The 25562-nt window shown below is 69.1% G+C and carries 17 protein-coding genes; 14 read left to right on the top strand and 3 right to left on the bottom strand.

What is annotated here, in order from left to right; all coding sequences use genetic code 11:
* Window positions 1-87: 87 nt before the first annotated feature.
* Window positions 88-1824, top strand: coding sequence for an AMP-binding protein (locus Y590_RS17470; RefSeq protein ID WP_060770961.1), 1737 nt, complete (start codon window positions 88-90; stop codon window positions 1822-1824).
* Window positions 1825-1970: 146 nt separating this feature from the next.
* Here the strand turns inward: Y590_RS17470 and Y590_RS26545 are convergent, their stop codons facing one another.
* A complete protein-coding gene (locus Y590_RS26545; protein WP_144439996.1) occupies window positions 1971-2954 on the bottom strand; it encodes a hypothetical protein in 984 nt (327 codons plus the stop codon).
* 448 nt (window positions 2955-3402) lie between these two features.
* Between Y590_RS26545 and Y590_RS17475 the strand changes: the two genes are divergently transcribed.
* Entirely contained in the window at window positions 3403-4584 is a 1182-nt protein-coding gene (locus tag Y590_RS17475) for a mechanosensitive ion channel family protein (protein WP_060770962.1), read from the top strand.
* 151 nt (window positions 4585-4735) lie between these two features.
* Here the strand turns inward: Y590_RS17475 and Y590_RS17480 are convergent, their stop codons facing one another.
* Complete coding sequence (locus Y590_RS17480; protein ID WP_003604931.1) at window positions 4736-5515, bottom strand: DsbA family protein; 780 nt, start codon at window positions 5513-5515, stop codon at window positions 4736-4738.
* A 297-nt stretch (window positions 5516-5812) separates the two neighbouring features.
* Here Y590_RS17480 and Y590_RS17485 point away from each other — a divergent pair, with 297 nt between their 5' ends.
* Window positions 5813-6856: an HD-GYP domain-containing protein gene (locus tag Y590_RS17485; RefSeq protein ID WP_060770963.1), complete on the top strand. Its 1044-nt coding sequence runs from the start codon at window positions 5813-5815 to the stop codon at window positions 6854-6856.
* Between the two features lie 288 nt (window positions 6857-7144).
* Window positions 7145-8308 (top strand): pyridoxal phosphate-dependent aminotransferase, encoded by a 1164-nt coding sequence (locus Y590_RS17490; protein WP_060770964.1) that lies wholly within the window; start codon window positions 7145-7147, stop codon window positions 8306-8308.
* A 201-nt stretch (window positions 8309-8509) separates the two neighbouring features.
* Here Y590_RS17490 and Y590_RS17495 read toward each other — a convergent pair whose 3' ends face one another.
* Window positions 8510-11662: an Rne/Rng family ribonuclease gene (locus Y590_RS17495; protein ID WP_060770965.1), complete on the bottom strand. Its 3153-nt coding sequence runs from the start codon at window positions 11660-11662 to the stop codon at window positions 8510-8512.
* An 847-nt stretch (window positions 11663-12509) separates the two neighbouring features.
* Here Y590_RS17495 and Y590_RS17500 point away from each other — a divergent pair.
* From Y590_RS17500 to Y590_RS17545, 10 genes are all read left to right on the top strand, one after another.
* A complete protein-coding gene (locus tag Y590_RS17500) occupies window positions 12510-13829 on the top strand; it encodes an N-acetylmuramoyl-L-alanine amidase (protein WP_060770966.1) in 1320 nt (439 codons plus the stop codon).
* Between the two features lie 406 nt (window positions 13830-14235).
* Complete coding sequence (locus Y590_RS17505) at window positions 14236-16653, top strand: penicillin-binding protein 1A (RefSeq protein ID WP_060770967.1); 2418 nt, start codon at window positions 14236-14238, stop codon at window positions 16651-16653.
* Between the two features lie 281 nt (window positions 16654-16934).
* A complete protein-coding gene (gene sfnG, locus Y590_RS17510) occupies window positions 16935-18047 on the top strand; it encodes a dimethylsulfone monooxygenase SfnG (RefSeq protein ID WP_060770968.1) in 1113 nt (370 codons plus the stop codon).
* Between the two features lie 198 nt (window positions 18048-18245).
* Window positions 18246-19505: an SfnB family sulfur acquisition oxidoreductase gene (locus Y590_RS17515; RefSeq protein ID WP_060770969.1), complete on the top strand. Its 1260-nt coding sequence runs from the start codon at window positions 18246-18248 to the stop codon at window positions 19503-19505.
* Between the two features lie 75 nt (window positions 19506-19580).
* The gene (locus Y590_RS17520; protein WP_060770970.1) at window positions 19581-20000 is read left to right on the top strand and encodes a DUF3024 domain-containing protein; all 420 of its coding nucleotides are present in this window, start codon (window positions 19581-19583) and stop codon (window positions 19998-20000) included.
* Window positions 20001-20019: 19 nt separating this feature from the next.
* Entirely contained in the window at window positions 20020-21138 is a 1119-nt protein-coding gene (locus Y590_RS17525; RefSeq protein ID WP_060770971.1) for a hypothetical protein, read from the top strand.
* A 134-nt stretch (window positions 21139-21272) separates the two neighbouring features.
* Window positions 21273-21923 carry an aldehyde dehydrogenase iron-sulfur subunit PaoA gene (gene paoA, locus Y590_RS17530; protein ID WP_060770972.1) on the top strand — a complete coding sequence of 217 codons (651 nt, stop codon included), beginning with the start codon at window positions 21273-21275 and terminating at the stop codon, window positions 21921-21923.
* A gap of 13 nt (window positions 21924-21936) precedes the next feature.
* The gene (locus Y590_RS17535; protein ID WP_060770973.1) at window positions 21937-22911 is read left to right on the top strand and encodes an FAD binding domain-containing protein; all 975 of its coding nucleotides are present in this window, start codon (window positions 21937-21939) and stop codon (window positions 22909-22911) included.
* Window positions 22912-22924: 13 nt separating this feature from the next.
* Complete coding sequence (locus Y590_RS17540) at window positions 22925-25159, top strand: xanthine dehydrogenase family protein molybdopterin-binding subunit (RefSeq protein WP_060770974.1); 2235 nt, start codon at window positions 22925-22927, stop codon at window positions 25157-25159.
* Window positions 25160-25285: 126 nt separating this feature from the next.
* Window positions 25286-25540, top strand: a complete 255-nt coding sequence (locus Y590_RS17545; protein WP_060770975.1) for a hypothetical protein — start codon at window positions 25286-25288, stop codon at window positions 25538-25540.
* The last annotated feature ends 22 nt before the right edge of the window (window positions 25541-25562 follow it).

The raw sequence follows: 25562 nt of genomic DNA on the forward strand, positions 1-25562 counted from the left end.
GAAACGCTTAAGCCACGACGGGAAGCGGTGGAGCCGGCGTGAGGCCGGCCCTCATAAGCCGCGGGCCACAGGGCAGGAGAGACGAGGATGGCGCAGGACCGGAGCGCGGAGCGTCCTTGGCTGGCCGCCTATCCCCCCGGCATTCCCGCCGACATCGACGTCGATTCCGTCGGCACGGTGGTCGATCTGTTCGACCGCAGCGTGCTGCGCTTCGCCGAGCGCCCGGCGATCACCTGCTTCGGCGCGAGCCTGCGCTATCGCGAGATCGGTGCCGCGGCGCAGGCGGTGGCGGCGTGGCTCGCCGCCAACGGCTACGGCAAGGCCGGCAAAGGCAGCGAGAAGGGTGCGGACGGCATCGGCGACCGCGTCGCGGTGATGATGCCCAACGTCCCGGCCTGTCCCGTCGCGCTGCTCGGCGTGCTGGTGGCGGGCTGCACCGTCGTCAACGTCAACCCGCTCTACACCCCGCGCGAACTCGCCGCCCAGATCAACGATTCCGGCGCCCGCGTCCTCTTCGTGCTGGAGAATTTCTGCCACACGGTCGGGCAGGCGCTGCCGCAGATGCCGAGCCTGGAGCGGATCGTCGTGGCGGGCCCGGGCGACCTGCTGGGGCTGAAGGGACGGATCGTCGATCTCGTCTCGCGGCGGCTGAAGCGGGCGGTACCGCCCTACACCCTGCCGGCCGGGCGGACCCTCCGGTTCGAAGCGGTGGTGCGGGCGGGCCGCGGCCTCAAGCGGCCCTCGGTCCTGATCGAGCCCGGCGACGTCGCCTTCCTGCAATATACCGGCGGCACCACCGGCATCGCCAAGGCGGCGATGCTGACCCACCGCAACATCATGGCCAATGTCGAGCAGAGCCGGGCCTGGTTCCGCGCCCCGGCGGCGGATGGGGACGGGCACGTGGCGGTGACGGCGCTGCCGCTCTACCACATCTTCGCGCTGACGGCCTGCTTCCTGTTCTTCTTCCGGCTCGGCGGCTGCTGCCTCCTGATCCCGAACCCGCGCGACCTCGACGGCTTCGTGAAGACGCTCAGCCGCACCCGCTTCACCAACTTCGCCGGGGTGAACACGCTGTTCAACGCCCTCAACAACCACCCGAAGATCGGCACGGTCGACTTTTCGCAGGTCGAGTACGTGGTCGGCGGCGGCATGGCGGTGCAATCGGCAGTGGCCGCCCGCTGGAAGGCGATCACCGGCCAGACCATCCTCGAAGGCTACGGCCTGTCGGAGACCTCGCCGGTGGTGAGCGTCAACCCGCTCGGACTCGCCGACTGGACCGGGACGATCGGCTATCCGCTGCCCTCGACCGAGGTGACGATCCGGGCCGAGGACGGCACGGTGCTGCCCTTCGGCGTGCCGGGCGAACTCTGCGTGCGCGGGCCCCAGGTGATGGCCGGCTACTGGAACCGCCCGGAGGAGACGCGGGCGGCGATGACCGTCGACGGCTTCTTCCGCACCGGCGACGTGGCGGTGATGACGCCGGACGGGCAGATCCGCATCGTCGATCGGATGAAGGACATGATCCTCGTCTCCGGATTCAACGTCTACCCGAACGAGGTCGAGGACGTGCTCGCCACCCATCCGGCGGTGGTCGAATGCGCCGTGGTCGGCGCGCCCTGCGGCGAGAGCGGCGAGATGGTCGTCGCCCACGTGGTCTTGCGCGATCCTTCGGTGGAGCCGGACGCGCTCCGGGCCCATGCCCGCGCGAGCCTCACCGGCTACAAGGTGCCCCGCCGGATCGTGATCCAAGATAGCCTGCCCAAGACCAATGTCGGCAAGGTGCTGCGCCGGGCGCTGCGGGAGGAGAGTATTCCCGGTCGGTGACGACCTCGCGGGGGAACCGCCGGGCATCCTCAGCATCAGCCGCTGGAGGCACCGTCGGCGGCGCTACCCAGCCCTCGGATTTTGCCAGCACGACCGAGGCTCGGCGCAACGGCTCTCTCCGCGCCAGGCCTGGCTATCCTGACAGCTTATGACGAGCCCTTCTTCCGCCGTATCCGGTGACCAGGGGCAGCACGCAGAAGCATTCGAACGATGCCCATCGTCAGGGAGCGCACGAGCGGATTGCTCCCCCCCGCGCCGGGACGCAGATCCAAATAGTGATCCGGCTCGAAAAAAGCGTGGGGCTGCCTTTTCTCCCGGTAACCTATCCTCATATAGTGCTCAAAAGGATCCAGACCGGAAGATCCAACATCTTTATACCGATCATAATAATATTTTTTCGAGAACAACGGGTGCGGATCTATGTCGCATATCTTACTAGATTCTACGTATTGTACAAAATTAGGGACTTTATCACTAACTTTTTCAGAAAATGCCCTCTCGTATTGGCTCGCAAAATAATCGGCATCGAACAAAATGCAAGGATCGATACCCGTTCGCTCTGTTAAATAATGCTCCAGGGGACTTACGGCATCACACGACACGACGGAACGATAATACGCCGAGTTGAACATCACATGGGGATCACGCATCTCGTGACCACCATAAACATAGTTCTTCAAAGCGTTTTCATTAGATGGAATGCCATACCTGTCCCGATACCATTTGGTGTCGAAAAGTGGATTTGGATTGAAATCGCTTCGATCCCCTTTTGTAATAAAATGGTAGAATGGATCCATATCACTATTTTTCGGCATATATCTCCATCGATACCAATCCGCCCAAAACAAAGGGTGAGGCTTCGCGCCGTTTCGCCATCCTATCGAGAGATAGTGAATGAGCGGCGGAAGATTCGATTCCTCACCACCCATATACGTCCACTTGTACCATTTTGTATTGAAAAGAGGGTGCGGATCGCAAAGCGACGCACCGCCGAATTCGATGAAATGCGCGAGTGGATTTTCGATTTTATCGAGCGTTATGCCTGCACCCGCAACGTACCAACTCGTATCGAAGTACGGAGATGGCGAAAAACCTCTAAATTTACCGGATTTACGATAGTGGTCGAGCATATCAGTCGATATTGTACTGTCGCCGATCTGTGATGCGTACCAACGACTATCAAAAAGCTCCATTTCATTACCTTTTCAGGAGTGGCGTCGGCAAGCTGCGCAATCATACCTCAGGTTTTATTTTCCTCAAATTCGACGATTAAACAACCTATAAGATAGCTATCTGAGTCGGGGCAAGGGATCCCCAGGGAGCGGACGTTGCTTCGGCAGAGCACCGATGATGGCAGCCCGGCGCGCCCTGCCATGAGCCGTGAGCGCGACGATCCTTCTGTCACGACAGCAGTCGGGACGAAGACACCGCGAACATCGTCGCCTGCGGGCCGGCGAACCGGCGGACGGCCGCCCGGCTTGCAAAAAACTACGTCCTCTCGGGCTGTCTTCCAGGCCTATTGTGCAGTGCGGAACCGTGCCCGGCAGCGATCATTGCTCCCTGACGAGGAGGTGATCGATGGCGGAAGTTCGCGCATTCTTCGATCAGTTGATCGGCTGGATCGTGCAGTTGCCCTGGTGGGTCGCGAGCCCGATCCTGCTGGCCGGCTGCTGCGTGCTGGTGCTGCCCCTGCACGGGGTGGCCTACCGCTTCGCGCAAAGGGCTGTGAGCGGGAAGAGCCTGTTCTGGCGCTCGCTGGCGTCACGCACCCGGGGGCCGAGCCGGCTCGCGCTGCTGGTCATCAGTCTGGCGCTCGCGGTCTCCACCGCGCCGCTGACGTGGCAGATCCGGCTCGTCCTCAATCAGGTGCTGCTCGTCGCCTTCGTGACGCTGGCGGGCTGGACCTGCGCCACCGCGATCCACATCGCCACGGTGATCTACCTGCGCCGGTTCAAGCTCGATGCGGAAGACAACCTGCTCGCCCGCAAGCACTTCACGCAGATGCGCATCCTCGAACGGGCGGCGTTGACGCTGGTCGCCCTCGTCACCACCGCCATCGTGCTGATGACCTTCGAGCCGGTGCGGCAATACGGGGTGAGCCTGCTCGCCTCGGCGGGCGCGGCCGGGTTGATCCTCGGGCTGGCGATGCAGCCGGTGCTCTCCAACCTCGTGGCGGGCATCCAGATCGCCATCACCCAGCCGATCCGGATCGAGGACGCGGTCATCGTCGAGAACGAGTGGGGCTGGGTCGAGGAGATCAACGCGACCTATGTCGTCGTGCGGCTGTGGGACTGGCGCCGCCTCGTCCTGCCGCTGACCGACTTCATCCAGAAGCCGTTCCAGAACTGGACCCGAGAGGGCGCCTCGCTGATCGGCTCCGTGTTCCTCTACGTCGATCACAGGGCGCCGATCGAGGCGATGCGCACGGAATTGCGGCGGATCGCCGGGGCGTCCCGGCTCTGGGACGGCAACGTGGTCAACCTGCAGGTCTCGGACGCGCGCGAGGGCGTGATCGAGCTGCGGATGCTGGTGAGCGCCCGCAACGCGCCGCAGACCTGGGACCTGCGCTGCGAGGTGCGCGAGAAGATGATCGGCTTCCTGCAGAAGGAGCACCCTTGCGCCCTGCCGCGCCAGCGGGCGGAGTGGGTGAACCCCGATCCGCCCTATCCCGGCGGCCAGGCACGGCCCGAGGCCGGCAACGAGCCCGGCATCCGCGGCGAGCGCCCGCTCCGGAGCGATCCCCGCCCCGCGGCGGCCTGACGAAAAAGGGCCCGGTGCGGTCGATCCGCACCGGGCCCAGGAATCGCTCGGGAGCGGTTGCCCTGATCGCGCCCGACGAACGGCACGATCCCCGTTTGGGTGATCGCCCCTTCGCCAGCCCCGCTTCACGCGCCCAACCGAGTCGGTCGGCTCAGCAGCTCGCGTGGCCGCATTGGCGGATGTCGCTGATGGTCTTGCGCATCGGCTCGACGCCGACCGCGCCGGGCAGGATCTCGTCGCCGATGACGAAGGCGGGGGTGCCCGAGAGGCTGAGCTTGTCGCCGAGGCCGACGTTCTCGGTGAGGGCGGCCTTCACCTCCGGCCCCTGCGCGTCCTTCTTCAGGCGCTCCACGTCGGCACCGAATTCCTTGGCCACGGCGATCGCCCGCTCGCCGTTGATGCGGCCCTTGGTCTCGAGCAGCTTGGCGTGGAAGTCGAACATCTTCTCCGGCTTGAGCTGCAGCTTGGCCGCGAGCGCGATCCGGCTCGCCTCCAGCGATTCGGCGCCGAGCACGGGGAAGTCCTTGAGCACCACGCGCAGCTTCGGATCGGACTTGATCAGGGTCTGCACGTCGGTGAAGGCCTTGCGGCAATAGCCGCAATTGTAGTCGAAGAACTCGACCACGGTGACGTCGCCGTTCGGGTTGCCGGCGACGATGCCGTGGGGCGAGTTCGTCAGCGCCTCGCGCGACTCCTTCAGCGCGGCGGCCTGAGCGAGCTTCTGCGTCTCCTGAGCGCGGCGCTCGCCCTCGGCGATCGCCTCCTGCAGCACGTCGGGGTTCTTGACGAGGTAGTCCTTGACGATCCCCTCGATCGCCTTGCGCTGGGCGTCGGTGAAGGGGGCGGCATCCTCCGCGCGGGCGCCGACGGCCGCACCGAGCGCAAGGCCGCCGGCGAGGGCGAAGACGGAAACGGAGCGGAAGAGCTTCATCGATACCTCGAAATGCATGTCGGGGACGACATCCCGGCCGGGACCATCGACAAGGCGTTCCCACCGGCCCCGCCGACGAAACTATGGCACGGCGCATCCGTCGCGCCGACCCGAATCTGATCCGGACGGGAACGCCCTGAAGGGCCTCGCGCCGTTCCTGCTCCCGGGCTGCGGCGATTTCGCGGCGACCGCCCCGTCCTGCGGCTCAACCGAAAGTCGTTCGATCTTAGTAATTTGCTAAATGATGCAATTCAAATTCCGGGAAAGCTAGGATGCGGCCGGAACGGGGAGGGCAGCGTGATCGTCGTGCTGAGCGACCGCCCGGATCGTAGCCAGGACTTGGTGGAGGCCGTGCGCGCGGTCACCGAGTGCCGGGTCGTGGGCACCGATGAGACCTGGGACCGGATCGGCCTCTTCCGCGGTGTGATCGCCGACATCACCCTGAACCGCCCCGAAGCCAAGCGCTGCCTGCGCTTGCTGGCGAACCGTCCCGGGCGCGCGCGTACCCCTCTGATCTGCCTGACCCGCGGCCACGAGCAATCCGCCTTCAACGAGGCGCGCAACCTCGGCGCCACCCTGTGCCTGTCGGCGCTGGCCGAGCCACGCATGATCGTCGGCTCGCTGGTGCGCGAGGTCTGGCCCGAGAAGTCGGTGGCCGACCTCGTGGTGACCCGCGAGACCGAGCGGGCGGGCACGCTGATGACGCGCCTGTTCGAATCGGCGCAGTCCGGCCCGATCGACATGCCGAGCGTCGAGCGGGGCATCGCCCCGGTGCTCGACGCGATCCACGAGGGCGGCCTGTCGCGCTGGCTCGACGAGGTGTGGGCGCATGACGACGTGACCTTCCAGCACTGCCTGCTGGTCTCCGGCGTCGTCGCCGCCTTCGCCCACAGCCTCGGCCTCTCCGCCGCGGACAAACAGCTCATGACCCGCGCCGCGCTGGTGCATGACGTGGGCAAGTCGCGCATCCCGCTCGCCGTCCTCAACAAGCCCGGCCGGCTCGACGACGACGAGAGGGCCGTGATGCAGACCCATGCGCCGATCGGCCACGAGATTCTGACGGAGTCCGGCGGCTGCGACGCGGTCACGCTCGCGGTGACGCGCCACCATCACGAGATGCTCGACGGTTCGGGCTACCCGGACAAGCTCTGCGCCGACGCGATCGGCGACCCCGTGCGGCTGCTGACGATCTGCGACATCTATGCCGCCCTGATCGAGCGACGCCCCTACAAGGCGCCGATGTCGAGCCGCGACGCGCTCTCGATCCTGTCGGGCATGCAGGGCAAGCTCGAGGGCGGGCTGGTGCAGGCCTTCGGCCGGGCGGTGCAGACGGTGCCCTGAAGCGGAGCTCCCGCGCGGCGGATCCGGCCCGCTTCACAGGGCGCCCACACGCGGCCCCGTCCGCCATCGGCCTCGAATCGGGGGATGTGCGCGGCGGCATCCAGAGCGCATTCCGACGAAGTGGCGCCCGGTTCGTCGAAAGGATGCGCGTCAAAATAAAGAGCTGGAGACGCCGGCCTCGTCATCGGCCGGGCGCAGCTCACTTGGCAGACGCCTCCCGCGGTTGAGCGGGGCGCCGGCAGGGTCTACCTGACCGGGGTCCCGCCTCTCCCGTGAGGAGCCTCGCCTTTGAGCCCCGATCCCGTCCTCTCGCGCCGCGCCCAGGCCGTGGCGCCCTTCCTGGCGATGGACGTGATGGCCGCCGCCGGCGCCCGCGAGCGGCGCGGGGAGGGCGTCGTCCACATGGAGGTCGGCCAGCCCTCGGCGCCCGCGCCCCGCGCGGTGATCGCGGCGGCGCAAGGAGCGCTCGCCGACGGGCGCATCCCCTACACCGAAGCGCTCGGGCTTCCGCGCCTACGCGAGCGTATCGCCCGGCACTACGCCGAAACCTACGGCGTCAGCCTCTCGCCGGAGCGGGTGGTGGTGACGACGGGCTCCTCGGCGGGTTTCGTGCTGGCCTTCCTCGCCCTGTTCGATGCGGGCGCCCGGATCGGCGTGCCGCGCCCCGGCTACCCGGCCTATGACGGCATCCTGCGCGCCCTCGACCTGATCCCGCAGCCGCTGACCCTGCGCGCGGAGGACCGCTACGCCCCGACCCCCGCACTGCTGCGCGCGGTCCATGCGGCGCAGCCCCTCTCCGGCCTGCTGGTGATGAGCCCGGCCAACCCGTCCGGCACGGTGATCGAGCCGACCCGGCTTGCCGAACTCTGCGCCACGGCGCGGGCGCTCTCGCTGCCCTTTATCTCCGACGAGATCTATCACGGCCTCAGCTACGGCGTGCCGACGGCGACCGCGCTGCAATTCGATGCGAACGCGCTGGTCATCAACTCCTTCTCGAAATTCTACTGCATGACCGGCTGGCGGGTCGGCTGGATGGTGGTGCCCGAGGCGCTGGTCCGCGGGATCGAGCGGCTGGCGCAGAACCTCTACATCTCGGCGCCCTATCTCTCGCAGGTCGCGGCGCTCGCCGCCTTCGACACGCTCGACGAGATCGTCGCGATCCGCGAGGGCTACGCGGCCAACCGCGCCCTGCTCCTCGACGCGCTGCCATCCCTCGGCTTCAGCGACATCCACCCGGTGGACGGGGCCTTCTATCTCTACGCCGACATCGCCCGGCACACCGACGACGCGAGCGCCTTCTGCCGGCGGATGCTGGAGGAGGCGGGCGTCGCCGCGACGCCGGGCCTCGACTTCGACCCGGAGGAGGGCGGCCACCACATCCGCTTCTCCTTCGCCGGCTCGAACGCCGAATGCGCCGAGGCGGTGGCGCGGCTGAAGGGTTGGCTGGGCTGAGCCGCCGGCTCCGGTATCGTGCAGCACCCGGCCTTTCCGAACGCCTGCGCACCGCAGACCTATCCGTCGGAAGGCCCGTGGAACGCACCGGATCATACCCCCCTGATACGCGAAGCGGGGCCCGGCTGAGCCGGACCCCGCTTCGCAAGCGTCAAGATGCGTCCGGAGCCGTGCGCGGGATCGGCGATCCCGCGCCTTACCTCACTCGCCCGACAGCGCCGCCTTGGTGCGCGACCACCAGCCGGCCCGCTTGGGACGGTTCGGGTCCGGCGGCGTCAGCACCACCGCGACGGGCTCCGGCGCGGGCTCGGCGGCGGCCGGAGCGGGCGCTGCCGCTTCGGTCGCGGCGTCCGCGAAGTACTCGGCCTGGATCGGCTCGACCTCCGACGCGCGGACGACCGGCGGCAGCTCGGCCGCGGCGCCGTTCTCGGCGGCGAGAGAGACCGTGCTCACGTCGGCATCGCTGAACGGCTCCTCGGGGCCGACCGGCAGGGTATCGGTGGCCGTCTCCTCGGGATGCGCCTCGGAATCCTCCGTGGCCCGCACCGCTCCGGCCTCGTCCGCCTCGGAATCCTGCTCGGAATCCGAACGGCCGTTGCGCTCGGTCCGGCCGCGGCCGCGACCGCCCCGGCGCCCGCGGCGACGGCGGCGTCCATTGGCGTCCTCGCCGTTGGCGTCGGCGTCCGATGCGGTCTCGTCCGGCTCGGCCGCGGCGCCGAGAGCCGCCTCGGCGGTCTCCGGCCCGGAATCGGGCACATCGTCGCCGTCTTCCACGCCGTCCTCGCTGTCGGTCCCGTCCTCGCTGTCGGTCCCGTCCTCGCTGTTGGTCCCGTCCTCGTCCCGCGCGCGGGCCTCGCCCTCACCGGAGGTGCGACCACCGCGACGGCGACGGCGACGGCGGCGACGGCCACCGCCCTCCTCGGACGCATCGGCGGCCGGGCGCTCCTCGGATGCGCCCTCGGCCTCCGCTTCGACCTCGGTCTCGACCTCTTCGGTCTCCTGGCTCTCGATCGCCTCGTCCTCGAACTCCTCGGCCTCGTAGACCGGCGAGATCGCCACGGCGCGCACGCCCGTCACCGGGCCCTCGTGCTTGACCGCCGGCTCACCGCGTTCGAGCTGGAAGGCGGAGGTCGCCACGAGCCGGTCGTCGGCGGAGATGGTGATCGTCACCGAGAAGCGCTGCTCGAGATCGAACAGGTGCGCCCGCTTCTGGTTGAGGATGTAGAGCGCGGTTTCGGTGCGGGTGCGCAGCACGACGTTGTGGCTCGCCGACTTGAGCAGCACCTCCTCGATCGAGCGCAGGATGTGCAGCGCCACCGAGGAGGTCGCCCGCACGAAACCCGAGCCGCCGCAATGGGCGCAGGGGATCGAGGAGGATTCGAGCACGCCGGTGCGGATGCGCTGGCGGCTCATCTCCAGGAGGCCGAAGGGCGAGATCCGCCCGACCTGGATGCGCGCCCGGTCGTTCTTGAGCGCCTCGTTGAGCCGCTTCTCGACCGCCCGGTTGTTGCGCTTCTCCTCCATGTCGATGAAGTCGATCACGACGAGGCCGGCGAGATCGCGCAGGCGCACCTGTCGGGCGACCTCTTCGGCCGCCTCGAGGTTCGTCTTGAGCGCGGTGTCCTCGATGTCGTGCTCGCGGGTGGCGCGGCCCGAGTTCACGTCGATCGAGACCAGCGCCTCGGTCGGGTTGATGACGAGGTAGCCGCCGGAACGCAGGGCGACGTGGGTGGAGAACATCGCGTCGAGCTGCTGCTCGACACCGTAGCGGGCGAAGATCGGCGTCGGATCGCGGTAGGGCTTCACGACCTTGGACTGGCCGGGCATCAGCATCCGCATGAAGTCCTTGGCCTCGCGGTAGGCGTCCTCGCCCGAGACCAGAACCTCGTCGAGATCCTTGTTGTAGAGGTCGCGGATCGCCCGCTTGATCAGCGAGCCCTCCTCGTAGACGAGCGCCGGGGCGGTCGAGGACAGCGTCAGCTCGCGCACGCTCTCCCACAGGCGCATCAGGTACTCGAAGTCGCGCTTGATCTCGGGCTTGGTGCGCGAGGCGCCGGCCGTGCGCAGGATGATCCCCATCCCGTCCGGCACGTCGAGGTCGGCGACCACTTCCTTGAGGCGCTTGCGGTCGGCGGCCGAGGTGATCTTGCGCGAGATGCCGCCGCCCCGGCCGGTATTGGGCATCAGCACCGAGTAGCGGCCGGCCAGCGACAGGTAGGTGGTGAGCGCCGCGCCCTTGGTGCCGCGCTCTTCCTTGACGACCTGGACGAGGATGATCTGGCGGCGCTTGATCACCTCCTGGATCTTGTAGTGGCGGCGATAGGCGCGCGGACGCTCGGGGATCTCGGCGAGCGCATCGCCCGAGCCGCCGACCTGCGCGACGCGCGGCTCGCCGTCCTCGGATTCCTCGTCGTCATCCTCGTCGTCCGAATCCTCGTCCTCGGACTCGTCGTCGTCCTCATCCTCGTCGTCGTCGGACTCGTCGTCCTCCGCATCCTCGTCGTCCGATTCGTCGCTCTCTCCGTCCTCGTCGGACTCGGCTTCGGCCTCTTCGGCCTCTTCGGCCTCGGCCTGGGAGAGCGGCGCGGTGGCGGCGACCGGCTGCGGCTCGACCGTCTCGGCCTCGGCCGACGGCTCGGCATCCGCGACGGGCGGGTTCGGCGCCTCGGAGATCGCGGCGATGTCGGACGGCTCGACCCCGGTGTCCTGCGCGGGAGCGGCGTCGGCGGCCGGCGCCTCCTCGGCGGGCGCGCCGGGCTCCAGCGCCGCCTCGGGCAGGCTCGCGGAGGCATCGCCCCCGGCCTCGACCGGGGCGGAGGCCGCGTCGCCCTCGCCGCGTTCCTCCACGAGGGCGGCGCGCACGGCCTCGATCGCCTCCGGCGCGGGCGCGTCGGCGGACCGGCCCTCACCGGTGATCGCGTCGTTCTCGGAGACCGCCTCGGACCCCGCGTCCTGCGACTTCACCGTGTCGTCGTGGCGCGAGCCGCGGGCCTCGGCCCGGCGCCCGCGCGAGCGGCGGCCCCGCGGCGGACGGCGCTCCTCGCGCTCGCGGTGCTCCTCTTCCTCGCGCGCCTCGGCCTCGATCAGCGCGAGGCGGTCGGCCATCGGGATCTGGTAGTAGTCGGGGTGGATCTCGTTGAAGGCGAGGAAGCCGTGGCGGTTGCCGCCATACTCGACGAAGGCCGCCTGGAGCGAGGGCTCCACGCGGGTGACCTTGGCGAGATAGATGTTGCCCCTCAGAGGCCGGCGGTTGGCCGCCTCGAAATCAAATTCCTCGACCCGCGAGCCTTGGACTGTGACGACCCGGGTCTCCTCCGGATGCATCGCATCGATGAGCATCTTGTTGTTGGCCATGACGTGCTTTCGACATGGCGGCCGACGTCGTTCTCCTCACGCTCGCGCCGCTTGGTCCCGGCGGCGCCGCCCCCGGCCTGCGGGCCGGAAGGAGATGGGCGCGTGCCGGCCTCGTCGCCGAGGTCGCGGTGGATGCGGGGAGGGGATTGCCGTCAACCGCCTTGACGCGCCGGGCATCGGCGCGGTGGGGGTTGAACAGGGCCGGGGCGACGGAAGGGGCGAGGCGACGCGAAAACCGCGCGCCTTCGGCACGAGCAGCGGCAACCGATGCTGTGCGTCCTCCCATCCTGATCCGGCCTCGCGAAGATGGTGGGCCGGCAAGCGGCCCGTACAGATTTCATGGGCACGACCGCCCCGGATGATCGGGAGGCCGCGAATGCCGTGACACCCGCCCGGATGCCGGGAGGCGCCGACTGACGCTGCTGATTCGAGCGAGGTGGGCGCCGACATGCCCCGGGCGCGCCCAGGGGCCGCCGAAGCGCCAACCCGGGAATGGGGTCGGTATCATTACAGAGTGTCGCGGGAGAATTGCAAGGGTTCCGTATGACGGCCATCGCCACTTCGTCACGAGCGCGCGCCATCGCGCGCACGTTCCCGTGAACCGGCAGACCACAACCGGAGACCGCCCCACGGGCTTGAACCCGGCGAAATCCGTCGGGACGGCGGAACATCCCGTCGGGATGGCAGGGGAGGGGGAGGGGGAGGGGAAGGGCAGGACACGGGTGGCGACAGGCAGTGTCGCTCCGGCACAACAGCGGCGCCGGGATCGGCGGGGGCGAAGTGAGGAACGGTTAACCATCTCGGCCGTATCTCGTATCGGAGGCTTCCCCGGACCCTTGGCCGCCCGATGCCGCACAGCACCCGCCTGCCCCGCACCGGACTCGTCCGCCCCATCGCCGTCCTCGCGCTCGCGGGCGGCCTGGTGCTGGCCGCCGGCCCCGCGCCGGCTCAAGACGGCCCCGGCAGCCAGCAGCCCGGCGGCGCGGCGGTGGCGATCGCCGCCGAGACCGCGACCCGGGACGGCACGACCCGGCTCACCCTCACCCTGTCGAAGGCGGTCGAGGCCCGCGCCTTCGTGATGGAGCGGCCGGACCGGGCGGTGATCGACCTGCCCGAGGTCAATTTCCAGCTCGATCAGGAGCCGGGCAAGATGAGCGGCCGCAAGCGCGACGGCGCCATCGCCTCGTTCCGCTACGGCCTGTTCGCCCCGGGCCGCTCGCGCATCGTGGTCGACCTCGCCGGGCCCGCCGTGGTCGAGCCGATCGAGACGGTCAAGACCCGCGAGGGCGCGGTGCTGGTCTCGATTCCCTTCCGCAAGGTCGATCGCGACACCTTCCGCAAGGCGGCGGTGGCGGGCGATCCGAGCCCGGCCGCCGCGGGCAAGGCCGCGCCCGTGCGCGAGACCGCCGACACGCGCCCGCTCATCGTCATCGATGCCGGCCACGGCGGCACCGATCCCGGCGCCATCGCCGCCACGGGGGTGTTCGAGAAGGACATCGTGTTCGGCTTCGCCCAATCCTTTGCCGAGCGCCTGGAACAGACCGGCCGCTACCGCCTGCTGATGACCCGCGACCGCGACGTGTTCGTGCCCCTGGCCGAGCGGGTGCGCATCGCCCGCGAGGCGAAGGCCGACCTGTTCGTCTCGATCCATGCCGATTCGATCTCGGCCGCACCCCAGGTGAAGGGCGCCACGATCTATACCGGCTCGGAGCGGGCGACCGACAACGAGTCCGCTAAGCTCGCCGAGCGCGAGAACCGGGCCGACGCCGCCGCCGGCACCGAATCCGGCGAGGCCCCGGCGGAGGTCGCCGACATCCTCCAGGAACTGACCCTGCGCGAGACCCGCGGCTTCTCCTCGGGCTTTGCCGGCCGGCTGATGGGCCAGCTCTCCCCGGTGATGGAGATGAGCACGAAGCCCCACCGCGAGGCCGGCTTCAAGGTTTTGCGCTCCCCCGACGTGCCCTCCGTGCTGATCGAACTCGGCTACCTGTCGAGCAAGAGCGACCTCGAGAAGCTGCAATCGGAAGAGTGGCGCATGCGGGTGACGGGTTCGATGGCCAAGGCCGTGGACCTGTTCTTCTCCGGCCGGGCCACGCTTTCGCGTCCGGCGGCGTTCGGAGCGCGCTCCGCCGAGAACGGGAAAAGCGCGATCGCGTTCCGACCCTGAGGAGCCGGACACGGCTCCACGGCGCGAAGAGCGCCTCGGCCTTTGCCGAGGCGTCGAGCGGAGCGAGAGCCCAAGGAACCGAGACGGCCCGCGGAGGCGGGCGCCGGCGACTGAGAGTGCCTCACAAAACTCCCGGTCTCTGACCGTTCCCGTTCTGGCGATGACAGCGCGGCGGGCGTTTCGTGAGAAACACTGAGGCGGACAAAAGCTTAAGGGGATCGCTTTCGAGCGGTCCCCTTGCATCGCCCCAGTTTCACCATAGAGCCGGTGTCGATACGGGGCTCGACGAGCCCCCCGTCCGCCTGACAAGAGGCGCGGCCACGCGGGGCCTCACCAGTGCCCGCGGCAGGCCCTCGCGCTTGGCCTTCATCGGCGCGCAGCGGACGAGCGACGGAACGGACCCCGGATGCGTTTCATCCTGCGATTCTTCGCCTTCCTGTTCTCGGCCGGCGCGGTGGTGTTCTGCCTCGCCGCCGCGGTCGGCGCGTTCTTCTACTGGAAGTACAGCCAGGACCTGCCCGACCACGCCGCGCTCGCCAATTACGAGCCGCCGGTGATGACCCGCGTCCACGCCGCGGACGGCTCGCTTCTGGCCGAGTACGCCCACGAGCGCCGGCTCTACCTGCCGATCCAGGCGATGCCGAAGATCGTCGTCGCCGCCTTCCTCTCGGCCGAGGACAAGAACTTCTACAAGCACGGCGGCATCGACCCCGAGGGCATCGTCCGCGCGATCCTCACCAACGCCCAGTCCGGCAAGAAGCAGGGCGCCTCGACCATCACCCAGCAGGTGGCCAAGAACTTCCTGCTCTCGGCCGAGCAGACCTACGACCGCAAGATCAAGGAAGCGCTGATCGCGCTGCGGATCGAGTCGGCCTATTCGAAGGACAAGATCCTCGAACTCTACCTCAACGAGATTTTTCTCGGCACCATCGTCCCCGGCCGCAACCTGCACGGCGTCGCGGCGGCGGCCCTGGATTACTTCGGCAAGTCCGTCCACGAGCTGACGATCAACGAGGCGGCCTATCTCGCCGCGCTGCCCAAGGGGCCGAACAACTACCACCCCTACCGGCGCACGCAGCAGGCGCTGGCGCGGCGCAACGAGATCATCGGCCTGATGGCCCAGAACGGCTACATCACCGCCGAGGAGGGCACCGAGGCCAAGAAGCAGCCGCTCGGCGTCAACCCGCGCGTCGCCTTCCCGAACGCGGCCAACGCCAACTACTTCACCGAGGAGGTCCGCCGCGAGATCTCCGAGCGCTACGGCCAGAGCAAGCTCTACGAGGGCGGCCTCTCGGTGCGCGCCACCCTCGACCCGAAGATGCAGGCGCTCGCGCGCAAGGCGTTCATCGACGGCCTCGTGCGCTACGATCAGGGCCGCGGCTGGCGCGGGGCCGAGCATAAGGTCGATCTCACCGGCCGCGACTGGGGCCTGGCGGTGGCCGAGATGCCCGCGCTCGGCGACATCGCCCCCTGGCGGCTCGCCGTGGTGCTGAACACCAATGGCGGCGTGGCGCAGATCGGGCTCCAGCCCAAGCGCGAGGCCGGCGGCGCCCTCTCGAAGGAGCGCGAGACCGGCGCGATCACCGCCGAGGGCGTGAAGTGGACCGGCCGCGCCGTCGCCACCGCGGTCAAGCCCGGCGACGTGGTCTATGTCGAGGCGATCGATCCGGCCAAGGGCACCTACCGCCTGCGCCAGAAGCCCGAAGTGTCGGGCGCCATCGTCGCGATGGACCCGTATACGGGGCGCGTCCACGCCATGGTCGGCGGCTTCTCGTATGAGGAATCCGAGTTCAACCGCGCGACGCAGGCGATGCGCCAGCCCGGCTCGTCGTTCAAGCCGATCGTCTACTCGGCGGCGCTCGACAACGGCTACACCCCGTCCTCGGTGGTGCAGGATGCGCCGATCACCATCGAGGCCGGCCCCGGCCAGGAGGCGTGGTCGCCCTCGAACTACGATGGCAAGTCCGGCGGTCCGCACACCCTGCGCTACGGCATCGAGCACTCGAAGAACCTGATGACGGTGCGGCTGGCCAAGGATATCGGCATGCCGCTGATCGCCGAGTATTCCCGCCGCTTCGGCGTCTACGACGACCTGCTGCCGGTGCTGCCGATGTCGCTGGGCGCCGGCGAGACCACGGTGATGCGCATGGTCACCGCCTACTCGATGCTCGCCAACGGGGGGCGCCGCATCCGCCCGACCCTGATCGACCGCATCCAGGACCGCACCGGCGAGACGATCTACCGCCACGACAACCGCAAATGCGTCGGCTGCGACGCGGAGAAGTGGTCGGGCCAGGACGAGCCCAAGCTCGTGGACGAGTCCGAGCAGGTGCTCGACCCGCTCACCGCCTACCAGATGGTCTCGATCATGGAGGGCGTGGTCCAGCGCGGCACCGCAACCCTGCTCAAGCAGATCGGCAAGCCGCTCGCGGGCAAGACCGGCACGACGAACGACGCCAAGGATGCGTGGTTCGTGGGCTTCTCCCCCGATCTCGCGGTCGGCGTCTATCTCGGCTTCGACAAGCCGCGCTCGCTCGGCGACCGGGCGACCGGTGGCGGGCTCGCCGCCCCCATCGTCCTCGACTTCCTGAAGGTGGCGCTCAAGGACAAGCCGCCGACCCCGTTCCGCGTGCCGGCGGGGATCAAGCTGATCCGCGTCAATGCGTCGTCCGGCACCCGCGCCGGCTCGGGCGAGGGCGGCGGCACGATTCTGGAGGCGTTCAAGCCCGGCACCGCCCCGCCGGACTCCTACGTCGCCCCGGCCGCCCCCGCCGCGGTGCCGCCCGATGCCGGCGCCGCCGCCCAGGCCGGCGGCGTCTACTGAAGACCCGCCACCACGATCGGCGATCGACCGAGAGCCGCCCCGACCGGGCGGCTCTTTTCGTTTCGGAGGGGTCTCGATGGCGGATCGTATTCAACGACAACGTTCTTCGCCCGGATGCCGTACGATGAAGAACGAGCTTTCGCGATGAGCTGAAAAAACGCCCAATCATTCCTTTGACGATAGCTTGTTCCGCAGCAATGATCCGACACAACAAGATGATGAAGCCGAAAAAACCGCATTCATCTCGAACTGTTCCAGATCAAAGCGAGCGCCGCGCCACCATGTCGCTTCAAAACCCGTCCTCCGCCTCCGAACCGATCCGCTTCGCCTACTGGGTGCCCAACGTCTCGGGCGGCCTCGTCATCAGCAAGATCGCGCAGCGCACGAGCTGGGACGCGGACTATAATCGCAAGCTCGCGCAGATCGCGGAGGCGGCGGGCTTCGACTACGCGCTGACCCAGATCCGCTTCACCGCCGGCTACGGTGCCGAGTACCAGCACGAATCGGTCGCCTTCAGCCACGCGCTGGCCGCCGCCACGACCCGGCTGACGGTGATCGCCGCGATCCTGCCCGGCCCCTGGAACCCGACGCTCGCGGCCAAGCAGATCGCCACGATCGCCCAGCTCACGGAAGGACGGATCGCGGTCAACATCGTCTCGGGCTGGTTCTCCGGCGAGTTCCGGGCGATCGGCGAGCCCTGGCTCGACCACGACGAGCGCTACCGCCGCTCGGAGGAGTTCATCCGGTCCTTGCGCGGGATCTGGACGCAGGACGCCTTCAGCTTCCGCGGCGACTTCTACCGCTACACGAACTACACCCTGAAGCCGAAGCCGGGGCCGAACCTGCCGGAGATCTTCCAGGGCGGCTCCTCGCGCGCCGCCCGCGACATGGCCGCCCGCGTCTCCGACTGGTATTTTACGAATGGCAACACGCCCGATGGCGTGCGGGCGCAGGTCGAGGATCTGCGCGCCAAGGCCCAGGCGAACGGCCATTCCGTGAAGGTCGGCGTCAACGCCTTCGTCATCGCCCGCGAGACGGAGGAGGAGGCCCGCGCCGTCCTTCAGGAGATCATCGAGAATGCCGATCCGGACGCGGTGAAGGCCTTCGGCCACGAGGTGAAGAACGCCGGTAAGGCCTCCCCCGAAGGCGAGGGCAACTGGGCAAAATCCAGCTTCGAGGATCTCGTCCAGTACAACGACGGCTTCAAGACCAACCTGATCGGCACGCCCGACCAGATCGCCGAGCGCATCCTCGCCCTCAAGGATGCCGGCGTCGATCTCGCCCTGCTCGCCTTCCTGCACTTCCAGGAGGAGGTGCAATATTTCGGCGAGCACGTGATCCCGCGGGTCCGCGCGCTGGAAGCCGCCCGCGAGCGCCGGGCCGAGGCAGCCTGACCTTCACGCTCGTCCCACCCGCATCCTCATCCTGAGGTGCTGCGCAGCCGCTTCGAAGGATCCTCCGGATCCCGCGCGATCCCCGGAGGATCCTTCGAGGGCGACGCTCCGCGCCGCCACCTCAGGATGAGGGGAGAGGGTGGGACGCGGCTCTTCCGATCACCTCCCACTTCCCTCTCAACCGACGGAGACCGCTCCATGACCATTGCCGTCAATCCCACCACGGCCGAGGCCGGCAGCCGGCCGCAGGGCGTGCCGGGGCCTGCCCGCCCCGCGACCCCGGCCCATGTCATCCGCGACGACGCCGAGGCGATCCGCATCGCCCACGAACTGGCGAAAGAATTCCGCGAGGGCGCTTCGGAGCGCGACCGCACCAACGCCCGCCCGCTCGCCGAGCTCGACGCCTTCTCCCAGAGCGGCCTGTGGTCGATCAACGTGCCGCGGGCCTATGGCGGGCCGGAGGTCTCCTACAAGACGCTGGCGCAGGTGATCGCGATCATCGCCGCCGCCGACCCCTCCATCGCGCAGATCGCGCAGAACCATCTCGGCATCGTCGCGGCGGTCCGCACGGTCTCCGATCCGGAGCAGCAGGCGCTTCTCTTCGGGCAAGTCCTGAAGGGCACCCGCTTCGGCAACGCCTTCTCCGAGCGCGGCACCAAGCGCGCCGCCGAGTTCGAGACCCGCTTCACCGATCACGGCGACCACGTCATCGTGCGCGGCCAGAAGTTCTACTCGTCGGGCGCGCTCCTCGCTCATCTCGTGCCGATCGTCGCTCTCGATGCGGAGGGCCGCGCCTGGTACGCCATCGCCGAGCGCGATGCGCCAGGCCTCACCGTGATCGACGACTGGTCGGCCTTCGGCCAGCGGGGCACGGCCAGCGGCACCGTCATCATCGAGGATGTGCGGGTGGAAAAAAGCCACCTCGTGCCGGGCTACCGCGCCTATGAAGCACCGCGGGCCGATGGCGCCATCTTCCAGATCATCCAGGCCGCCGTCGATGCCGGGATCGGCCGCGAGGCGCTCGACGACACCATCGACTTCGTGCGCGAGAAGGCGCGCCCCTGGATCGACAGCGGCGGGGAGCGGGCCTCCGACGACCCCTACACCATCCGCAGCATCGGCGACCTGACGATCCGCCAGCACGCGGCCGAAGCCCTGCTCGACCGGGCGGGACTGGCCATCGACGCCGCGCTGGCAAACCCGACGGCCGAGAGCGTGGCCGCGGCCCAGATCGCGGTCGCCGAGGCCAAGGTGCTGACCACCGAGACCGCGCTCGCCGCCGCCAACACCCTGTTCGAACTCTCCGGCACCCGCTCGACGCTGGCCGAGCACAACCTCGACCGCCACTGGCGCAACGCCCGCACCCACACGCTTCACGATCCCGTGCGCTGGAAATACGCGATCATCGGCAACCACGCGCTGAACGGGGTGAACCCGCCGCTCCACGCCTGGAGCTGAGAACCGCGGCGGGCAGCTTGGCGTGCCGTCCGCTCGTTCGATCCTCGGGGCCGGACGACGGACGGAGCCGGAACCATGGCGCGCCACACCCACCGGACATGGCTTCCCACCCTGGCGAAGCCGAAGCCGGCCTTGCCCGGCGAGGAGGAGAAGCGGACGATCGTCTCCGCCTGCGAGACGTTCATCCGCGACGTGCTCAAGCCCCGCTTCCTGCCGGAGATCCGGCCGAGCGAATTCAACGATGTCGTCGATCTCCGCGGCGCTTGGTCCAGGGGCCGCTACCGCTTCCTGATGCGCTATCGCGTCGGATCGGGGGCGAATGCGAGCGAGGCATTCGACGCACCCTTCGCCCGCATCGTCCGGACGGGCCGCGACCGCTTCGACATCGACGGGATGCGCCACACCGGGCAGTGGTGGCCGCTCCACGAGGGCAAGACCCTGGCGGAAGCCTTGCACATTCTCGAAACCGATGGCGTCCTGTTCCCCCATTGCTGAAGAGCACGGAGGCGGAGCGGTGAGCGAATACCAGTACTACGCCTTCCAGGCGGTGGACCGGCCGCTCTCGAAGGGCGACCGGGCGGCCCTTCGCGCGATCTCGACGCGGGCCGAGATCACCGCCACGACCTTCGAGAACCATTACGAGTGGGGCGACCTCAAGGGCGATCCCAAGGCGTTCATGGACCGCTGGTTCGACGTCCACCTCTACCTCGCGAACTGGGGCACCCGCCGGCTGATGCTGCGCCTGCCCAGGCGGCTGATCGACCGGGCCACGCTGGCGCACTTCGTCGGCGCGTACGACGGCGCCACGCTGCACGCCTCTGGCGACACCCTGATCCTCGACATCACGCACGATCCCGAAGAGCCCGACGACGAATGGCTCGACGACGGCAGCGGCCGGCTCGGCGAGTTGGCGCCCCTACGGGCCGACCTCCTCGCGGGCGACCTGCGGATGCTCTACCTCGTCTGGCTGATGGCGGCGGAAGCGGGCGCGCTCACCGACGACACGCCCGAGCCGCTGCCCGGCCTTCGCCCACTGACCGGGGCGCTCGCCGCCTTCGCGCAGTTCTTCGGGATCGACGCGGATCTCGTCGCGGCCGCGGCCGAGCGGAAGCCGGCCGCTTCCGACGCCGCACCGACGGCCGCGCGGGCGGCGGTCGAGGCCCTACCGGAGGCCGAGAAGACCGCGCTGCTCCTGCGGGTTCTGGACGGTGACGGGCTGGTCGGCACGGAACTGCGCCGCCTCGCCCGCGTCCCGGCCGACGAAGACGGCCCCCGGCGCACGCTGGGAACGCTGCGGGCGCGGGCGGCGGCGATCCGCGCGGCGCGGGCGAAGGCGGAGGCCGAACGGCGCGAGGCCGAGCGGCAGCGTCAGGCGAAGGAGGCCGAGAAGGCCCGCCGGGCCCGCGTCGCCGCGGTGATGGAGCGGGGCGAGCGGGCATGGCAGGAGGTCGAGGACGAGGCGGAACGGCGCAACGCCTCCGGCTACGACCGGGCGGCCCAACTCCTCGGCGACCTGAAGAGCATCGCCGAGGACGCCGGCACCTCGGATGCGTTCCGTAAGCGCATCGCCGGGATCCGCGAGCGCCACGCCCGCAAGCCGCGCTTCATCGAGCGGCTCGACGCGCTCCGATAGCGAGCCTGCGCCATAGGGGCGCGGCGCTAGATCGGATCAACTTGAGCGCTGTCGCGTTCCGCCTGTCAGATTTCGATCCATTCCAGACTGGCCGCCACAAGCGGCCGGTCCGGATGCGCGGGACGGCAGGCCTGATGACGGACCATTCGACGAGAGACCGGCGCTTCGATCCATCGCGCCGCACGGTGATGGGAAGCTGCGCCGCGCTGGCGACACTGGGGGCTTCCCTGCGCGGCCGGGCGGAGGCCGCCCCGGTGGCGGTCGATCCGCAGCCGCAGACCATGCCGGTCTCGCTGGAGATCAACGGCACCCGGCACAATCTCACCCTCGACACCCGCACGACCCTGCTCGACGCGCTGCGCGAGCATCTCGACCTCAACGGCTCGAAGAAGGGCTGCGACCACGGCCAGTGCGGCGCCTGCACGGTGCTGGTGAACGGCCGGCGCATCAATTCCTGCCTCTCCCTCGCCGTGATGCACGAGGGCGACAGCGTCACCACGATCGAGGGGCTGGCGGATGGGGACAGCCTGCACCCGCTCCAGGCCGCCTTCCTGCACCATGACGGCTACCAGTGCGGCTACTGCACGCCGGGCCAGATCTGCTCGGCCAAGGGCATGCTCTCCGAGCTCGAGGCCGGCTGGCCGAGCCACGTGACGGGCGACCTGACGCAGAAGGCCTCGCTCACGGACGAAGAGATCCGCGAGCGGATGAGCGGCAACATCTGCCGCTGCTCGGCCTATCCCAACATCGTCGCGGCGATCCGCGACGCCAGCACCAAGATCTGAGGAGGCGAACCCCATGAAGGCTTTCGCCTATGAGCGTCCCGCCACGGTTCAGGACGCCGCGCGCCTTGCCGCCGAGCGGCCCGGCGCCCGCTTCATCGCCGGCGGCACCAACCTGCTCGACCTGATGAAGCTTCAGATCGAGACGCCCGCCACCCTGATCGACGTCAACCGCCTGCCGCTCGCCGAGGTGACCGATACCGACGACGGCGGCCTGCGCATCGGCGCGCTGGTGCGCAATTCCGATCTCGCCGCGCATCCGCGGGTGCGCAAGGATTACGCGGTGCTGGGCAAAGCCCTGCTCGCGGGCGCCTCGGGCCAGTTGCGCAACAAGGCGACGACCGCCGGCAACCTGCTCCAGCGGACCCGTTGCTACTATTTCTACGACACGACCAAGCCCTGCAACAAGCGCGAGCCGGGCTCGGGCTGCGCGGCCATCGGCGGGTTCAACCGGATCATGGCGGTGCTGGGGGCGAGCGACGCCTGCATCGCCACCAACCCCTCCGACATGAACGTGGCGATGCGCGTCCTCGACGCCACCGTCGAGACGGTCGATCCGCAGGGCGCGCGGCGCAGCATCGCCATGGCAGACTTCCACCGCCTGCCCGGCGACACGCCGCAGATCGAGACCGACCTGAAGGCCGGCGAACTCATCACCGCCGTGACGCTCCCCAAGCCGGTCGAGGGCGTGCACCTCTATCGCAAGGTCCGCGATCGGGCTTCTTATGCCTTCGCCACGGTCTCGGTCGCCGCGATCATCGCGAAGGGCGAGGGCGACAAGCCGAAGCTGGCCAAGCTCGCCTTCGGTGGGCTGGCGCACAAGCCCTGGCGGGTCGCGGCGGCGGAGGCCGCCTTGGTCGAGACCGGCTCGGCCGATGCCGCTTCTGAGCGGGTGCTGGACGGCGCCCGCGGCCAGGGCTCCAACGACTTCAAGATCCCGCTCACCCGCCGGACGCTCCGCGCCACCATCGCCGAAGCCCTGCGCGCCTGAGGATTCTCGCTCCATGGATATGAACCAGCCGATCGGCGCGACGCCCCTCGACGGCAAGCCGGACGGGCTCGTCGGCCGTCCCATCGACCGCATCGACGGGCGCCTCAAGGTCACGGGCGCGGCGCCCTACGCCTACGAGACCCGCGACCTGAAGAACCCCGCCTACGGCTTCCTCGTCGAAGCCGGCATCGCCAAGGGCCGCATCCGCAGCCTCGACGTCTCCGCGGCCAAGCGCGCGCCGGGCGTGCTGCTCGTGATGACCCACGAGAACGTGCCGGAGCAGGGCGAGAAGAAGGAGCAGGTCTACCCGCAATTGCAGGGCACCGAGATCCGCTTCCACGGCCAGCCCATCGCCTTCGTCGTCGCGCAGAGCTTCGAGCAGGCCCGCGCGGCGGCCGCCCTCGTGCGGGCCGAGTACGACGTCGAGAAGCCGGAAGCCTCGCTGAAGGCGGCCCGGCCCGCGGCGATCGAACCGAAGCCGGCGCAGACGCCGCCCGATTCCAAGCTCGGCGATTTCGACGGCGCCTTCGCCGGCGCCCCGGTGAAGCTCGACGTGGAATACACCACCCCGGTGCAGATCCACGCGCAGATGGAGCCGCACGCCACCATCGCCTCGTGGGAGGCGGGGCCGGACGGCGAGCGGGTGACGCTCTACACCGCCAACCAGATGCTCAACCGTGGCCAGGCCTCGCTGGCCTCGGTCTTGAAGCTCAAGCCCGAGAACGTGCGGCTCGTCTCGCACTATATCGGCGGCGGCTTCGGCTCGAAGCTCCAGCCGCAGCCCGAGGCGACGCTCGCCGCGCTGGCCTCCAAGAGCCTCAAGCGCCCGGTGAAGGTGGCCCTGACCCGCCAGCAGGAATTCCACGTCGCGACGCACCGCACGGACACGATCCAGCGCATTCGGCTCGGTGCCGACGAGAACGGGCGGCTGACCGCGATCGCCCACGAATCCTGGTCGGCGACCGCGCCGGGCGACGTCTTCTACGAGACCTCCGCCGTCGTCACCCGCTCGCTCTACGCGGCGCAGAACCGCCTGACCCGGCACCGGCTCGCCAACCTCAACGTGCCCATCGCCTCCGCCATGCGGGCGCCGGGCGAGGCGGTCGGCCAGCTCGCCTTCGAATGCGCCATGGACGAGTTGGCCGAGCAGCTGAAGATCGACCCGATCGAGCTGCGCATCCGCAACGAACCGGAGCAGGACCCGGAGAAGAAGGTGCCCTTCTCCACCCGCCAGCTCGTCGCCTGCATGCGCGAGGGTGCCCAGCGTTTCGGCTGGGACAAGCGCGGCGCTGTCGGCGCCAGCCGCGACGGGCAGTGGCTCGTCGGCATGGGCATGGCCGCGGCCTCGCGCCTCAACCCGCTGATGCCCTCCCAGGCGAGCGTGCGGCTCAACCCCGACGGCACCCTCACCGTACGGATGGCGATGACCGATATCGGCACCGGCACCTACACCATCCTGGCCCAGATCGCGGGCGAGATGATGGGGCTGCCGATCGAGCGCATCCGCGTCGAGATCGGCGACACCGCCTATCCGAAGGCGGCGGGCTCGGGCGGTTCGTTCGGCGCGGGCTCGGCCGGCTCGGCCCTGTTCGTGGCCTGCGACAACCTCCGTCAGGCCCTGGTGCAATCGGCCGGCATGAGTTCCGAGGCCGTTTTCGCCGACGGCCGCGTCACCGCCGGCAACCGCTCGGAGGACCTGACGTCCCTGGCCGGGGCGCAGGGCGTCGAGGCCAAGGGCGAGATCAAGCCGGGCGCGATGAAGGAGAAGTATTCCCAGCACTCCTTCGGTGCGCATTTCGCCGAGGTCGGGGTCGACGCCGACACCGGCGAGATCCGCCTGCGGCGGATGCTCGGCGTGTTCACCGGCGGGCGCATCCTCAACCTGAAGACCGCCCGTTCCCAGGCGCTCGGCGGCATGATCTTCGGCATCGGCGCCGCCCTCATGGAGGCGGCCGAGACCGACACCCGCTACGGCTATTTCGTGAATCACGATCTGGCCGAGTACCACGTGCCGGCCCACGCCGACGTGCCGGCCATCGACGCGGTGTTCCTGCCCGAACTCGACGACAAGGCGAACCCGCTCAAGAGCAAGGGGCTCGGCGAGGTCAGCATCTGCGGCGCCGGGGCTGCGCTCGCCAATGCCGTCTACAACGCCACGGGCCTGCGCATCCGCGACTACCCGCTGACGCTCGACAAGGTGCTCGACGGCTGGAACGAGCGGGAGGGCGCGGTCCAGCGCCGGACCTGACCCCCTTCGCGATAATCCGACGCGCACGGCACCCGGATTGCGGAGCGTGATCCGGGTGCCCATGTCGGAATCACCGTTCCTGCGACCGTCCTCCGACGGGCTCGGGCCTGAATCTAAGTCCCCTCCATGACCCGTTTTCCGATGCTCGGCGCGCTCGTCCTCAGCGGCCTCTGCCTTGCCGGCCCCGCGACGGCGCAGGCTTTCCCGAACGACGAGGCATCGGTGCGCTACCGGCAGCTCGTTCAGCAGCTTCCGCCCTCCGAGCGCCCGCGTCCGCACGATCCGCGCTGGACCACGAACGGGCTCAGCCCCAGCGTCGGACGCTTCGGCCTGCCCCTGTCGGGCCCGGCCGCCCGCGGCGGGATGACGGCCATTCGCTGAGCGTTCGGGCGGGGCACGGCGC

The organism is Methylobacterium sp. AMS5, from assembly GCF_001542815.1.
Lineage (GTDB): Bacteria > Pseudomonadota > Alphaproteobacteria > Rhizobiales > Beijerinckiaceae > Methylobacterium.

Coding starts and splice junctions, on each gene's coding strand:
- Y590_RS17470 (WP_060770961.1), top strand. CDS start 88: ATGGCGCAGGACCGGAGCGCGGAGCGTCCTTGGCTGGCCGCCTATCCC.
- Y590_RS26545 (WP_144439996.1), bottom strand. CDS start 2,954: ATGCTCGACCACTATCGTAAATCCGGTAAATTTAGAGGTTTTTCGCCA.
- Y590_RS17475 (WP_060770962.1), top strand. CDS start 3,403: ATGGCGGAAGTTCGCGCATTCTTCGATCAGTTGATCGGCTGGATCGTG.
- Y590_RS17480 (WP_003604931.1), bottom strand. CDS start 5,515: ATGAAGCTCTTCCGCTCCGTTTCCGTCTTCGCCCTCGCCGGCGGCCTT.
- Y590_RS17495 (WP_060770965.1), bottom strand. CDS start 11,662: ATGGCCAACAACAAGATGCTCATCGATGCGATGCATCCGGAGGAGACC.
- Y590_RS17500 (WP_060770966.1), top strand. CDS start 12,510: ATGCCGCACAGCACCCGCCTGCCCCGCACCGGACTCGTCCGCCCCATC.
- Y590_RS17505 (WP_060770967.1), top strand. CDS start 14,236: ATGCGTTTCATCCTGCGATTCTTCGCCTTCCTGTTCTCGGCCGGCGCG.
- sfnG (WP_060770968.1), top strand. CDS start 16,935: ATGTCGCTTCAAAACCCGTCCTCCGCCTCCGAACCGATCCGCTTCGCC.
- Y590_RS17515 (WP_060770969.1), top strand. CDS start 18,246: ATGACCATTGCCGTCAATCCCACCACGGCCGAGGCCGGCAGCCGGCCG.
- Y590_RS17520 (WP_060770970.1), top strand. CDS start 19,581: ATGGCGCGCCACACCCACCGGACATGGCTTCCCACCCTGGCGAAGCCG.
- paoA (WP_060770972.1), top strand. CDS start 21,273: ATGACGGACCATTCGACGAGAGACCGGCGCTTCGATCCATCGCGCCGC.
- Y590_RS17535 (WP_060770973.1), top strand. CDS start 21,937: ATGAAGGCTTTCGCCTATGAGCGTCCCGCCACGGTTCAGGACGCCGCG.
- Y590_RS17540 (WP_060770974.1), top strand. CDS start 22,925: ATGGATATGAACCAGCCGATCGGCGCGACGCCCCTCGACGGCAAGCCG.
- Y590_RS17545 (WP_060770975.1), top strand. CDS start 25,286: ATGACCCGTTTTCCGATGCTCGGCGCGCTCGTCCTCAGCGGCCTCTGC.